General features: G+C 43.4%; 13 protein-coding genes. All 13 read left to right on the top strand.

The genetic code is table 11. The features are described from left to right. Positions 1-161: 161 nt before the first annotated feature. The 13 genes from tssI to VIA_RS16050 all read left to right on the top strand — a co-directional run bounded on the left by tssI (position 162) and on the right by VIA_RS16050 (position 15,020). A complete protein-coding gene (gene tssI, locus VIA_RS16110; RefSeq protein WP_004414256.1) occupies positions 162-2,216 on the top strand; it encodes a type VI secretion system tip protein TssI/VgrG in 2,055 nt (684 codons plus the stop codon). Continuing rightward, entirely contained in the window at positions 2,216-2,998 is a 783-nt protein-coding gene (locus tag VIA_RS16105) for a DUF4123 domain-containing protein (RefSeq protein WP_004414255.1), read from the top strand. Before tssI ends, VIA_RS16105 begins: the two co-directional genes overlap by 1 nt. Then, the gene (locus VIA_RS16100) at positions 2,995-5,067 is read left to right on the top strand and encodes a phospholipase effector Tle1 domain-containing protein (protein WP_004414254.1); all 2,073 of its coding nucleotides are present in this window, start codon (positions 2,995-2,997) and stop codon (positions 5,065-5,067) included. The genes VIA_RS16105 and VIA_RS16100 overlap by 4 nt, the downstream gene beginning before the upstream one ends. A 1-nt stretch (position 5,068) precedes the next feature. Further along, positions 5,069-5,785 (top strand): DUF2931 family protein, encoded by a 717-nt coding sequence (locus VIA_RS16095; protein ID WP_004414253.1) that lies wholly within the window; start codon positions 5,069-5,071, stop codon positions 5,783-5,785. Positions 5,786-5,966: 181 nt separating this feature from the next. Continuing rightward, positions 5,967-6,674 carry a CDP-alcohol phosphatidyltransferase family protein gene (locus tag VIA_RS16090; protein WP_004414252.1) on the top strand — a complete coding sequence of 236 codons (708 nt, stop codon included), beginning with the start codon at positions 5,967-5,969 and terminating at the stop codon, positions 6,672-6,674. Further along, positions 6,668-7,600 (top strand): phosphatidate cytidylyltransferase, encoded by a 933-nt coding sequence (locus VIA_RS16085; protein WP_004417875.1) that lies wholly within the window; start codon positions 6,668-6,670, stop codon positions 7,598-7,600. Before VIA_RS16090 ends, VIA_RS16085 begins: the two co-directional genes overlap by 7 nt. 6 nt (positions 7,601-7,606) lie before the next feature. Beyond that, positions 7,607-8,248, top strand: coding sequence for a lysophospholipid acyltransferase family protein (locus VIA_RS16080; RefSeq protein ID WP_004414250.1), 642 nt, complete (start codon positions 7,607-7,609; stop codon positions 8,246-8,248). Between the two features lie 140 nt (positions 8,249-8,388). After that, a complete protein-coding gene (locus VIA_RS16075) occupies positions 8,389-9,033 on the top strand; it encodes a winged helix-turn-helix domain-containing protein (protein WP_004417873.1) in 645 nt (214 codons plus the stop codon). Beyond that, positions 9,026-9,475: a hypothetical protein gene (locus VIA_RS16070; protein WP_004417871.1), complete on the top strand. Its 450-nt coding sequence runs from the start codon at positions 9,026-9,028 to the stop codon at positions 9,473-9,475. The genes VIA_RS16075 and VIA_RS16070 overlap by 8 nt, the downstream gene beginning before the upstream one ends. Before the next feature lie 201 nt (positions 9,476-9,676). Further along, complete coding sequence (locus tag VIA_RS16065) at positions 9,677-10,828, top strand: efflux RND transporter periplasmic adaptor subunit (protein WP_004417870.1); 1,152 nt, start codon at positions 9,677-9,679, stop codon at positions 10,826-10,828. Further along, entirely contained in the window at positions 10,815-13,886 is a 3,072-nt protein-coding gene (locus VIA_RS16060; RefSeq protein ID WP_004414246.1) for an efflux RND transporter permease subunit, read from the top strand. Before VIA_RS16065 ends, VIA_RS16060 begins: the two co-directional genes overlap by 14 nt. Continuing rightward, positions 13,886-14,575 carry a winged helix-turn-helix domain-containing protein gene (locus VIA_RS16055; RefSeq protein WP_004414245.1) on the top strand — a complete coding sequence of 230 codons (690 nt, stop codon included), beginning with the start codon at positions 13,886-13,888 and terminating at the stop codon, positions 14,573-14,575. Before VIA_RS16060 ends, VIA_RS16055 begins: the two co-directional genes overlap by 1 nt. Next, complete coding sequence (locus VIA_RS16050) at positions 14,568-15,020, top strand: hypothetical protein (RefSeq protein ID WP_004418003.1); 453 nt, start codon at positions 14,568-14,570, stop codon at positions 15,018-15,020. The genes VIA_RS16055 and VIA_RS16050 overlap by 8 nt, the downstream gene beginning before the upstream one ends. Positions 15,021-15,080: the final 60 nt, after the last annotated feature.

Raw genomic sequence — 15,080 nt, 5'->3', positions numbered from 1 at the left:
AAGTGATTTTTTGTATCGTTTGGGCAGTTGTTTGCTCACGTTTGTCACTTAAACATGAACCAGTGTTGATATTTCACGGCTTTTGAACTGGCATCAACCTTGCGTTACACCATGAGTTTAATTTCGCTGAACAAGCTTATGAGTATCGCACAGGGAGTACCATGCCAAGACTGACGTTTCACATTCAAGTTGATGGAGTCGACGAAGAAGCCTTTGTCGTTCGTAAGTTCACTGGTCTTGAATCACTCTCGAATGATCTCTCTCAGGCTAACGAATTATGTTGTGGCTATCGTTACCAAATAGAGCTTGCCAGCCGACGTTCTGATATTGCTCCTGATGAGTTGATTGATAAAAATGTATGCCTTGAGTTGCGTCGTAACGGCGTTTTGCAACGTAACGTCTGCGGCATTGTAAAAGCTTTTACTAAGGGTGATACCGGGCACCATCATACGTTTTATTCGCTTCAACTTGTGCCTCCTGTAGAGCGCCTATCTTTGCGCCACAATAGTCGTATTTTTCAGTATCAATCATCACCTGAAATCATCTCTGTTCTTCTGCAAGAGATGGGGATATCTGAATACGCCTTTGCACTCCAAAATGAATATCCTCAGCGTGAATATTGCGTTCAATATCGAGAAACCGACTTGGACTTTATTCATAGGTTGATGGCTGAAGAAGGAATGATCTACAGCTTTGATCATGAACAAGGCCAGAGTCGTGTGGTCTTTAGTGACATCAGTACCTCTCTAGACAAGCTGCCTGACCCGATTCGATATGCACCTGCCTCGGGGGGAGAGGCGGACATTACTAGCATATCGAGTCTGAAAGAAACCAAGCAGTTTGATGTGAGTCAGGTTGATCTAAATGAATACAGCTTCCTCAAACCTTCTTACCGATATTCTCAGCAGCAACGCGCAGGTGATGAGGGCTACCAAGATATGGAAAGCTATCAGCACTTTGATTTTCTTGGCGATCATCAAAGTGATGGACTGAGCCAAAACTTGAGTAAAGCCCGTCTAGAAGCCTTACGTCGTTATAGCCACACCGCGGAAGCGAACAGTGATGAAATGCGACTAAAAGCCGGTATGAGATTCACTTTATCTGAGCATATTGACCAAAACGTATGTCTAGATTGGCAAGTGGTTTCGATGACAATTCATGCTGAGCAACCACAAGCGTTAGAGGAAGAGGCCGGCTCAGGGGCGACAACCTACCATAATCAATTAATCCTTATTCCGGAATACCACCAATGGAAGTACTTACCCCAGTTAAAACCGATCGTTGATGGTTCTTCTATTGCCACGGTCGTCGGGCCAGAAGGCGAAGAAATATACACCGATGAGTTCGGTAGAGTGAAGCTGCATTTCCCGTGGGACAGGTACTCAAACGCTGATGAACATAGCTCGTGCTGGGTACGAGTTTCACAAAGTTGGGCAGGGTCTCAATATGGAATGGTTGCTCTGCCAAGAGTCGGACAAGAGGTGATCGTTTCGTTCTTAAATGGCGACCCTGACCAACCTATCGTTACTGGTCGAACTTACAACGCGAATAACCCGGCGCCTTATGAGCTACCCGAGCACAAGACGAAAACAGTATTTAGAACTGAAACCTACCAAGGTAGCGGCTTTAATGAACTGAGCTTTGAAGATCAGTCAGAGCGTGAACAAATCTACATCCACGGACAAAAAGACTTTAAAGCCAAGGTCAAAAATGATGTGAATACGGTCATTCACAATGATCATCATGTCTTGGTTGAAAACGATCAATTTGAGCAGGTTAATCAAGACAAACACCTGACGATAGATGGTGAAAGCCGATTGGACATTAAAGGAAGTAGTAGTGAAGTCCTTGAGAGCAGCCTTCATCAACAGCTAGGCGAAAAAATCTGCGCCGAAGCAGGCAGAGAAATCTCATTGAAATCCGGGGCCAAGATTGTTGTTGAAGCTGGCGCTGAAATTACCCTAAAAGCAGGAGGAAGCTTTGTCACGGTTGATGGAAGTGGCGTTAGCTTAAGTGGTCCTGCAATTAACCTCAATGCTGGTGGGAGTGCCGGGCAAGGAACGGCGTACAACGGGATAGTCGCCAGTTTACCAAACGGGGTAGAGGCTCCTGCTACACCAGACGTAGCCAAAGCGGTACGCCATCAAGCCTTGTTATTAGCCGAAGAGAGCCGTATTCCTCTTGTGAAGCCTTGTCCCCAAGAAGGGGCGAAATAATGTTATCTGAATGGTTTCAATTGAATGAGGGTAAATATTATTGGTTGGCCGATGCCAATACCCATCAGAAAGCGGTTAAAGAATATGGCTTTGGGTTCGATGATTCAGTCCCCGTTTTTTCTGGACCTACATTCGAGTCAGCAAAAGCGTTGTCACCATGGCTAGTACCTGTTTCAGAGGAGTTGCTGAGTGTAAAAGCTGACGTGCTTAATCTCGGCATTGGCATTCAAAGCTCGGCTGAATTTGAGTCGCTACTCGTCCATTTACGAAGCTTACTACTGGCCTCATATGAAGGTGAAGAAGTGATGTTTCGCTTTTACGACAAGCAAGTCATTGGGCCAATGCTGTCGGCAATGGAAGAGAGCGAAGTAAATAGTTTACTGGGCAACATCGACCAGCTTGCCATAGTGGACGATTCCCTTACCTGTTACGCCAATCAATCTAAGATAACGTTTGATCTCAACACTGACACATGGTGGAAAGTTCAGCCTCATCACTTGTCTGCGCTTTATAACGAAAATACTCATGCTAAATCGATCGAACGAAGATGGTGGAACCTGTTCCCTCAAATGATGGAGCGGTTATCTGATCCGAATGAAGTGATTTTGAATGCATTGAAAAAAGCAAAGGAAAGAGGGTATCAGCAAGACCAAATGGAGGCTTGCGCTTTGGTTGAAGTGACTCGCCAGACTCAAACTCATTTGAGCGAACTGTCGCAACCTTTTCATTTAAACCTCGAAGAGCTTAAAGAATTAGAAACCCTAAAAGAGGTTTGGATATGACTATTGAAACAGGCAGCAGCCCGTATTTTTTGCCGTGCGAACAGTGTTCTCGCTGGATCGAAATATTTGTTAGAGATGAATTTAATCAGCCGTTCAATGGCGTTTCCGGGACACTAACAGATTCAGCAGGCAACGAGTTCAGCGTTACATTAGGCGAAGCCCCTATCTACCTTGAAGGACTGGCTTCTGGCCCGGTGTTGCTCCATTTAGATAGCGAGCAGTGGTTGCTAGAGTCACAAAAAGATGAGCATAAGCCGAATGCTGACTCGAAACCTACGGCTGATTTCGCCAATGAGCATGTGGATAAGCTCGGTGCCAAAGCTAAGTTTGTTGAAGTTACTGCCGGAGATCTCACCGAGTTAGCGGAAGGGCAATCCCTGCCTGCACGTCATGAGAAAGGTAAAGCCGATTCACTCACACTCATCACCGATAAAAGCTACGTACTTCAGGTGCGTGGCTTTAACTTCATTACCTTACGTGTCGGGATGTTCTTTGATGGAACAGGTAATAACACATACAGCGCCGAGTGGGGTAAGAAAGAGCTAGATAAGTATTACTACAAGTGGCGACCTAAGTATGAGGTGCATAAGGACAAACCGGTTACACAATGGCCGGGTGACATGTTCAAATATCCAAAGGATGAAAAATTTCATTTCTTCTGGGAAGAAGATTATGCCGTTGATGGTAGTGCATCGAATGAACTCACAAATATCCAGAAGCTCCATGATTTGTACTTGAGAGATGAATACATTTCAGAGAGTAGAACATTTGTTCATCCCGAATATATTACAGGTATTGGCACCGGTAATGAGGTTGACAATTCTAAGCCAGCGGATGAGTCCGTAGTTCCAGGGCAAGCATTTGGGACAGGTGACTATGGCGTAATAGCAAAAGTTGATACCGGTATTGAGAAGTTGTGTAAAGCTTTGGGACCGATTTCCGAATCAGAGCAATTTATAAAGATCAATGCTGATGGGGTAAAGTGCATTGAGCTAGATGTGTTTGGTTTTAGTAGAGGTGCGGCAGCGGCGAGACATTTTACCAATGTGGTAGCTGATGGTGAGAAAGGAGCTTTTGCTTCTCAATTTTCTAAGGCATGCAAGGCTAACTCAATTAGCTTCAAGTCGGGCTTTGATTGGGAAAGTAACGAGTCAAGCTGTATAACGTTTGTCGGTATTTTTGATACTGTTGCTGCGATTTTTGACCCATTGAATGGTGACTTCACGCCACATAACGATAATAACGGCGATGTCAGACTTTGGCTCGACCCCGGTCGTATTGAAAAAGTCGTCCACCTTACAGCGCATAAAAAGACCGAGTATCGATATAACTTCTGTTTAAACAAAGTAAACTCGGATGGCAAATTTGAAGAGTTTGTTGTACCAGGTGCTCACTCAGATCTAGGTGGTGGCTACCAGTCTACATTAGCTTATGAAACAGTCGGTGGTCAGGAAAAAAATAGATATCTCTTACCTTTACTCGAATCAAAGCCAATTAAACGACTAAGACGAGATATAAGTCGTTGGAACTACGATAAGGTTAAAGCTTCATTAGATGAAAAGTTCAAAAAAGTCATCGACCATGAGGTGTCTTTAGGTTGGAGCAAAGATGATTATACCGTTGACTACAAAACTGTTAGACGTGGAGGTAATGACCAAACCTATTTGGAAGGTACACTTCAAAAAAAACGCGTAGTAGAAGGCGACTTATCACGTCTATACCTAAGGGTCATGTATGGGTTTGCTGAAAATGCAAAGGTCCCTCTAGACGATCAACAAGGCGAGATTTGGAACGAAGAGGGAGACAGTTATTATTCTGCACCTAGAACTATTGATGGTTATGAGTTCGGAGAGTTTTGCGAAAAAGCGTTATCTGCAGCCAAAAATGGGGAGCTTTTAGGTGAGCTCGATGTTAGCAATGTTGAAGAAGTCAAAGATAGCTCTATTATGACTAGTCTTATGAAAGCGAACTTAATTCACCATTCTTCGGACTGTTCGATTGCTAATAAACCTCACGAGTCTGACGATACCTTTGTACGCGAAATATTTGAATGCAAAAAGGAAAGCTAACATGAAGCAATTAATGGCCACATTACTACTGCTAGTTCCGGTAGTTTCCAATGCATTTGCAAAAGTACCTAGCGTTCCTGAAGATATGCCTCAATGGCGAATTGGTTATGCCATGTCCTCATTGTATCCTGCGAAAGTAACCGAAGCTTATGGTGTGAATGAAGAACAAGATTGGACATCCTCTGTTCATAATGACATGCACTTTATGCGTAGAAGCGACCTGAACAGAATAAGACAAGATATAGCAGATTATGACGGTTTTGGGTTAGTTCTCGGAACTCCTGTAACCAAAATCAGTCAAGTAACGGGTACCCAAACACTCCCGGACAGTGTATATCTTTATTGGGCTTCGATTTCAAACCAAAGGTTTTTCACCACCAAATGGGACTTACCAGCGGATATCAAGACGCTGATGAGCACTAAAGAAACTTTTACTCGTTATGATGGTGTGGTTCGTGACTGTTATCGGACAGATATGATTTTTGGTTTTTTGCCTAACGGAAATACTAAAGTTTGGTTACGTGGTTGTGGGGAATATAAATATATTACGGAGTTGGCGCCAGACGCTGAGCTTGAGGCCGATACATTTGGCAATGATGCTGCAATCTACAGAGCGAATTATAGTAAGAGGATTGCTGAGCGATCTGAAGATGCAGGAGCCCTCTTGGACCCAATCCCTTGGGACAGAGTCAATAAAGTATACTCTGACATAAACTGACCGAGCTAAATCAAAGTTGCACCACCTAGCGAGTAACTAACACTTCTCCCTAATTTATAAAAATGCGATAGAAGTAACTCACTCTAATGGCCTTTACGTCCTTAGAGTAAGTCAGCATGGCTATAATGTCACCACATTGCATATTTCCTATTAAGCAAATCAGCTGTCTCTGAGAGGTTACATGGACAAGGACCCAATTGAAGAAAATAACCGCAGGCCTCTTGCCGTGCGTGATGTCGCCATCACCCGCAAAGTGGCCATTTGGTTAAGCAAAAAAGACGTCACTCCGAATCAAATCTCTTTAATGAGCATCGCTTTTGCCGTTGTGGGCTATGGCGTCATGCTTAGTTACCACTTCTTGCCAGTAAGCTATTTGTTGTTATTGGCGGCCGTCACTATCCAGCTGCGTCTATTGTGTAATCTGTTTGATGGCATGGTTGCGATCGAAGGAGGAAAGAAAACTCCAGCAGGGGAGCTTTATAACGATGTGCCAGACCGCATTGCCGATCCTCTCTTTATTGTTGCGGCAGGCTTTGCGACGGAGTCAGTCTTTGGTATGCCGCTCGCTTGGACTAGCGCAATAGTGGCGGTGTTGACTGCTTATGTCCGCGTTTTGGGAGTAAGCATGGGGGCGCCAGCTGATTTTCGCGGCCCTATGGCGAAGCAGCATCGCATGGCGCTCTTAACGGGAGTCTACTTGCTGCTATTCTTGCAGCATGCACTGGGTTGGCTACCAAATATCTTTATTTACAGCATGGATGTAGCCCTGCTGATAATGCTGTTAGGCGGTATTTATACTACTTGGAGGCGTCTCGCTTTTATCTCTGAATATAAAGCACAAAATGTGAGTGAAGAGGCGCAGCCAGAAGAGAGGGAATCACAATGTTAGGGATCCCTTTGCATTCGTTCAATATCATGGTCGCTATCGTTTCGATATTGGTGTTAGGAACGCTAGTCTATCTCTGGCTGTCTAGAAGGCACAGAGAGCGTGATTACCTAGAGCTAAAACTTAGAATACGCTCTTGGTGGTGGATGATAGGGATCGTTTTCGTCGTTCTCTACTTACCTCTGCAATACACGTTGTTCTTCGTAGGCTTTTTGAGTTTCATGGCGCTCAAAGAGTTTCTCTCTATTGTTCCAACGCGCATGACTGACCGTCGAGTCATCTTTTGGGCTTACCTTTCGATTCCGTTCCAATATTATTGGTTATCGATTGGCTGGTACGGCATGTACATCATCTTTATCCCTGTATACATGTTCTTGTACCTACCAATGGTCGCAGTGCTGATAGGAGATACTAAAGGTTTTATTCGCTCCGCGGGTGTTATTCACTGGGCATTGATGCTGACAGTCTTTTGTATCAGTCACATGGCCTATTTATTAGTTCTACCAAGTTTGAACCCTGATGCTGGCTCAATGGGGATGTTACTGTTTTTGCTGATATTCACTCAATTCAATGATGTTTGCCAATATGTCTGGGGTAAGTCGTTTGGCAAACATAAGATCGTCCCGAAAGTGAGCCCCAACAAAACCTGGGAAGGCTTTATTGGTGGAGCATTGACGGTTATTGCTGCTTCATATTTTGTCGCGCCATACCTGACTCCGTTAACAGGAGTACAAGGCTTGGTTGCGGGCGTTATCATTGCTTTTAGTGGTTTTATTGGTGATTTGGTTATCTCTTCCGTTAAAAGGGATTTGAAAATTAAAGATACCAGCCAGTTTATTCCGGGCCATGGTGGGATTCTCGATCGCATTGATAGTTTAATGTTTACTGCGCCACTGTTCTTCCATTACATCTACTATCTGTACTATTGAGGACTTATGGCGAGAATACTCAGAGTTTTATTTATACTGTTTTTCGTAAAACCACTCGTGTTTATTGGCCTAGGGCTGAATATCATCAATAGACAAAATCTGCCGATGAAAGGGCCGGTTGTCGTGGCGGCGAATCATAATAGTCACTTAGATACATTGGTGTTATTGGCGCTATTTCCAATCAGCATCATTCACAAGGTTCGCCCTGTAGCCGCGGCCGATTATTTTTTAGCTAACCCATTAGTTGCTTGGTTGTCACTGAATGTTATTGGCATTATTCCAATTCGAAGATCACCCTCGAAAGCGCAAAAAGAGGCGATTTTTGATGAGTGTCATAAGGCTCTAGAACAAGGAGATATATTGATTATATTTCCTGAAGGAAGTCGAGGTGAACCAGAAGTCATGAGTGGACTTAAGAAGGGGATATATCATTTAGTCAAAGATTACCCTCAATGCTCGGTGGTACCCGTTGTTATGCGTGGTTTAGGCGCATCATTACCCAAAGGGACAGCGATGTTTGTTCCGTTTAACTGCGATGTGGTTCTTGGTGAAGGAATCAGTGACTTTACCAGTGCAGATCAGTTCGTAGATGTTATGCAGAATCAATATCGACAGCTGAGTGAACGGTGTATTGTTCAAGTGGAATAGCAACGTGTCCGGAAGGCCAGTTTATATAAATTAGATAAAATGTTCCTCTTATTTATGCCCAGCCTCGTGCTGGGCTTTTTCATTTTATGGAATATACGATATGGTTATGGGCATTAAGAGAAAGACTTAGACAGTTAGCTATGTTGATGATTAACGATAAGTACATACTCAATGTTCTCACCGGCATCTTGGAAGAGCGTAAGAGTGGTGTAAAAACAGCGCTGGGAAGCAATGAAGTTGCATTGCTGCAATTTATGACTGAACACTCTAGAACTCCTTTAGAAAAAGCTAGATTGCTTGATGAAATATGGTTTAAAAAAGGGGTGGTAGTAGAAGAGAGTAGTTTGCTTCACTCAGTCTCGATTTGTCGTAAAGCGTTAGATGACCGAAATGGAGAAATCATCACTACAATAAGAGGTGTGGGTTATCAGTTTAATGGCGATGTATCCTCTTATCAGAGTCCATCGACACAGCCGTCTTTGACTGACACTCAGGATGTCGCTCCCTTAACAATTAAGAAAGCCAATACTCGTTATCTAGCGGCCTTTAGTGCCAGTGCATTGGCGGCGTATTTTTTATACGGTGCAATCAGCACTCCTTGGGTGGAAGCCGATTACACAGAGCAACGTTATCTGGGTTGCATTGTCCCGACTCAAGACCCGTCAAAGCCAATAGTTCTGAATAATGTAAGAGCATTTTCTTCAGATAATCAGGTCATACTGGTTGCTAAAGATGGTCAGTCTGTGAGTTATCTTCCGAGCGAAGTGGAGGTGATGTGTGAATAATAAAATATTATTTGCAAGCATTGTCTCCGGATTAGTTGTCGGCGGACTAGCGGCAGAAATTGAATCGCCAACAGTTTCGAGGTCACTAAAGAGTGAAACCAGTATTGTGATCAAATCAAACGAAGGTTTACATCTTATGGATCTGAATGCAGGGATAAAATTAAAGCGTTCAGGAAAGTACGAAATGTATTTTTTAACAGACCAGAAAGTTGGTTTCAATGCATCGGGGGATTACTACTTTCAGCGCCATGGTTTGTCTCTAATGCCTGAAACATCAGAACAAGTCATTCCATCTAAGAATGATGCATCAGTCATTGATATCATGTTTTCTCAGCGCGGTATGCATTCATTAGAAGATCTAAAACTCATCCCCGTTTCAGACAAACAAATGATACTTGTTGCCCCAAGATACTCATATTTATTCGCGGACACTACTGAATAAGCTCGGTTTTTAAGATCTAAAAGCCCACATTCTCATTAGAGAACATGTGGGCTTTTTTGTCCCTTAATCTAACAAAATCAATGTCTTGATATTTATTAAGGTAGATTAAGGATGAATTATTATCTGACTGACAAAGCTCTAACTTTGAGAAAAGATTGTTGAGTATAACAACAGTAATTTCCACTCATTAGAGTTGCCTCAATGAACAAAACTAAGACGCTATCTTTGTCTTTTCTATATTTGTCTGTATCAGTCTTTAGTACAGCTGCACTATCAAAAACCTTGGAAAGTGTTCCGGTCACAGTAGAAATTACTCAGCAGTTTGCTGCAACTATGACGATTGAAGAAGTCGGGAAACTGAAAGCAACTGACTCAGCTGCATTAACATTCAGTGCCGGAGAAAAACTAAAATCTCTTCAATTTAAAGACGGAGATACCGTCAAAAAAGGTGATTTAATTGCTCAGCTTGATGACTCGAAAGCCAAAGCTGAACTAGAAAAATCATCCAGTTCGCTTGCTCTTGCAAAGTCAAAGCTGTCTCGTGTATTAGCTCTTCTTAAAAAGCAACCTGACTCAATGTCAGCGCAAGATGTTGAAGAGTTGAAGCAGCAAGTTGCGTTGGCCGAAGCGGACTATTCACAAAGAAAGACCGATTTGCAGAGCTACCAATTGATTGCGCCATTTGATGGCCAACTAACCAGTTTTTCACACTCTGTTGGTAGCCGTGTTGAAGCCGCGGTTGTTCTGGTACATCTAATTAAACTCGACCCCGTCGAAGTCCATTATTCCATTTCTCAGTCTGAAGTCGGTAAGGCGGAATTAGGCCAATCGGTGACTTTAAAGGTCGATGCATACAGTGATTCTACGTTCTCTGGTCGAGTTGATTATATCGCGCCACTTGTCGATGAAAGTTCTGGTCGAGTTGAAGTTCACGCAAAACTTGATAACGCTGACAACCGCTTAGTGCCAGGAATGTTTGCTAAGGTAAGCCAAGATATTGGTGAGTCGATTAATCATGTGGTTGTGTCCCAAACAGCGGTAGGTGCTGATGGAAAGCAACGATTTGTCTGGCTTATTAGGGGTGATAAAGCGGTAAAACAGCCTATTGAATTAGGGGAAAACATCAACAACGGGTATGTAGCAGTTAAATCGGGTTTGAGTGTCGGAGAGCGTGTTGTGATTACCGGGCAGCAAAATCTCGATATTGGTGTTCCTGTGATAGTACAGGGTTCGAAGCCTTCAATTACACTGCCAGCTCTTCGTGATGAGAATAAAACGGCAGAAGAGAAAAGAGTAGAAGAAAGTAGAAAGAGTGAAAATCAATCAGTAGAGGTGGACAATGAAGCTACCTGAAATTTGTGTTAAACATCCGGTGTTTGCATCAGTATTAAGCATTGCAATCGTCTTGATTGGTCTTGTCTCATTTCAAAAGCTATCAATACAGTATTTTCCCGAACATCAAACTTCATCAGCGTCTGTTAATGCATCGATAAACGGTGCGAGTGCTGAGTTCATGTCCCAAAATGTCGCCGATAAGTTGATCTCAGCGGTGACAGGTCTTGATAAGGTCAAGTCGATGACGACGGACTGTAGCGAAGGCAGTTGCTCGATGAAGATTCTGTTTAAAGATGGCATTAGTGACGTTGAGTACTCAAGTCTAATGAACAACTTACGCAGCAAAATTGATGGTATTTCTGATTTCCCTCCTGCAATGGTTGATAAGCCTACGGTGACAGACGACTCTTCGGAAACCAGTATGCCAAGTAACATCATTACCTTTGTTAATAAGGGAACGATGGACAAGCAAGAAATGTTTGATTTCATCAGCCAGCAATTAGCAACTGAATTTAAAAATGTTCAAGGTGTTGGAGGAGTATGGGGCCCATATGGTGGTTCCTCACGTGCGATACGAGTTTGGTTGCTACCTGAACGTATGGCTGCTCTGAATGTGAGTGCTTCTGATGTGGTTGGTACTTTGAGTACCTACAATGCCACCTTCACTGCGGGAACGATCAAAGGTGAAGTCCGTGACTTTGCGATTAATCCTGTGAATCAGGTGACTTCCATTGAAGACGTTCGTGATCTCGTGATTCGTGTAGAAAGCGGCAAAATCATCCGTATTAGTGATGTCGCCAATATAGAGATGGGAGAAGTCAGCCTAACACCGAGTACGTTACATATCGATGGTCATCAAGCGATGTCACTGCAGGTATTGCCGCTTAAAGATGAGAACCCAGTTAAGGTCGCACAGCGTGTAAAACAAGCGATGCAGCAGATGGAGCTGCCAGATGGCATTGAGATGAAGATGGTTTATAACCAAGCGGACTTCATTGAAGAGGCAATTGATCAAGGGTTCATGACACTTGTTGAAGCAGTTGTATTGGTATCCGTTATTGTCGTGTTGTTCTTGGGCTCACTGCGTGTTGCAGCAATTCCTTTAATCACGATACCAGTGTGTGTGATTGGCGTGTTCGCAGTTATGGCCATGCTAGGGTTTAGTATCAACGTTTTAACTATTCTAGCGATTATATTGGCGATTGGGTTAGTTGTTGATGACGCGATTGTAGTGGTGGAAAATTGTTACCGTCATGTAGAAGAAGGCCATCCTCCCATTTCTGCCGCTTTGAAAAGCTGTAAAGAGATTGTATTCCCGGTTATCGCGATGACCCTGACATTGGCTGCGGTATATTTGCCAATCGGTTTAATGTCGGGGCTGACTGCAGACTTATTTCGACAGTTTGCGTTTACCTTGGCGGCTTCTGTCATTATATCGGGCTTCGTTGCATTAACACTGTCACCAATGATGAGTGCTTATATGCTCAAGTCTTCATCAGCATCGCCGAAATGGTTCTCTTGGGTCGATGCGAAGCTAGACTGTCTAACAGAGAGTTACTTTAAGCATTTACAAGCATGGATAAGACACCCGATCCGCGTATTAGGTGTGATAGCAACTTTAGTCGGTTTCGCGTGTGTTTCCATTTTTATGATGCCTAAAGTGCTATTACCAACTGAAGACACGGGATTTATTGAAGTGAGCTCAGATGCGCCGACAGGTGCAGGCCGCAGTTACCACTTAGAAAATGCACATCAGTTGAATGATGTCTTCTCAGGTAATGATTCTATAGAGGCAAACCTAGCTTATATTGAAGGTGGGCCAACCAACCATATCTTACTGAAGTCGTGGGAGGAAAGAGGAGAGTCAGCCTTTGATGTTATAGATAAACTTACCATCAAAGCAAAAGAGACCTTATCAGCCTATGGCGTCTCTTTCTCAGTGCGTTCAGCTGATAATCTGAATGTATCGAGCAACGTGGTTATTCAGCTCACGACGACTAATCGAGACTTAGACGAGCTTTCAAAAACAGCAGAACAAGTTGTTGGTTTGCTTAATGATTATAAAGGTTTGAGTAATACCAACAACTCTATGCATCGTGATCAATTAAGGTTTGACTTATCCATAGACCGTAATGCAATTATCCTGTCAGGGGTTAATTACGCAAACGTGACTAGCGCAATCTCTTCGTTTCTTGGGTCAGTGAAAGCGGCTGATCTTAAAGCGGAAGATGGATTTACTTATCCGATTCAGGTTCAGGTGAATCGTCAAGCGTTAGGCGATTTTAGGGTTCTCGATAAGCTGTATGTCAGTTCCGATTCTGGGCAGAGATTACCACTGTCGCAATTTGTATCGATTAAGCCTGTGACGGCAGAGTCCAATATCAAAACTTTTGCTGGTAAAGATGCGGCGGAAATTACAGCGGATTTGGTGACTGGATACAGTGCGAGTGATGTCCAAGCGTACCTTGACGCCGAGTTACCTAAGCTACTAAAAGCAGGGCAAGGCTATGAATACAACGGTGTGATTAAAGAACTTAATGAGTCTGAAGCGGGTACCCAGATTTTATTTGGACTCGCACTTATCTTTATCTTCTTAATATTAGCGGCGCAATTTGAGAGCTTTGTTGATCCTCTCATTATCCTACTGACCGTACCGCTTTGTCTTGTTGGGGCTTTGGTAACGCTTAACGTGTTTGGACATAGCTTGAACTTATATTCAAAAATTGGATTACTCACGTTGGTTGGTTTGGTGACTAAACATGGCATCTTGCTGGTGGAGTTTGCCAACCTAAAACGTAAAGAGGGCTATGGAGCAAAAACTGCGGCATTGATGAGTGCCAAATCACGTTTAAGGCCAATCCTAATGACGTCATTGACCATGATCATTGGCTCTTTGCCCTTAGCGCTTGCTGAAGGCCCGGGCTCGCTTGGGAGAATCAATATTGGATTAGTACTCGTTGGTGGATTAACGATTGGAACATTCTTCTCTCTATTTGTGGTGCCGATGGCTTATGTCGCCATTGCGTCTATGTCTGAACCTGATGACTCTTTCGAGTTTGTAACGGAGAGGCTGTAATGTTCCTGATCAACGACGCACACGTCTTGGATGAAAACGGCAGCTATATTCACAGCTTAAAGAGTCATATTCGCCATCCTATCGGGGTAAATGAACTGTCATTGTTGAACTATATGTTTGCCAATCAAGGTCAAGTGTTAAGTAAGCACGAGCTCATGCACGAAGTCTGGCACAAAAGAGGAATTGTCGTAGAAAGTAGCAGTTTGTTGCACTCGATTTCGACATGCCGCAGGGGGCTTGAAGATAAAGCCGGTGAAGTTATCCGTACCGAGAGAGGAATCGGTTATGAGTTTACGGGGTCAGTAAAAAAGATCACGTCGATCTCAGAAGTAACAGAACCTTTAGAGCCAGTTATTGAAACACCACCAATCAAGGAGTTGGAAACAAAGGTTGAGGTGACGGCACAACTGAACGCTGGACATATTCGAGTGATAAAGGCGCTCGGCATCTTAATTTTGGCGATCTTTGTCGGTTATATTGGGGCAAGTCATTTTTACAAGAGCCCATTAATCATTGGCTATAAGGTAACGAGCTATAAACAGTGCAGTTATATGCCACAGCAACAGGGTGAGAAGGTTTTCTATCAAAACCCGACACTATACCAATTTGAAAAGCTGAGTTTACTTGTCGACTCCGCTGGCCGCTCAGTGAGTTTTGATACTGGGAGTGGGGTGGTGAACTGTGAATAACATTATTGCTTCTTTTATCGTGATTAGCGGCTTAGCTTTAGGTTGGCTATTGGCTTTGTTTGGGGTGTCTGAGCACAATCGTCACTTTAACAGTAATACAGTAACGCACATAGAGATTGACGATTATAGAAATGCTCAGTCAATATCATTGCCGATTAGGTTTGAACTAACGTTAAAAGAGAATCAAACCTACGGGGTGTTTGCGATGTTGCCTAGTAGTCAGGTGGGCTTTTCCGGGAAAGGGGCCTACACACATAACCATCAAGGAATGATGTTTATGTATGACACGCACACGCCTTTAGAGTTGGATGATGCGAAAGAAGGTTTAGTTGAGCAATTGTTTGTTAGGCCTGGTGCATTTGATGGAAGGATGACGTTCGTTGAATTAGATAATGACCATGCCATCCTCGTTGGACATAAGGTGGCTCTTTATTTGCAACCATAGTGAGCTTATGTCCAAGTGATATAAATAAAGGCGATGCAGGAGCATCGCCTTATGAGTATT

It is taken from the genome of Vibrio orientalis CIP 102891 = ATCC 33934 (assembly GCF_000176235.1).
Classification (GTDB): Bacteria; Pseudomonadota; Gammaproteobacteria; order Enterobacterales; family Vibrionaceae; genus Vibrio; species Vibrio orientalis.
This window is presented reverse-complemented; position numbering and strand designations above follow the sequence as displayed.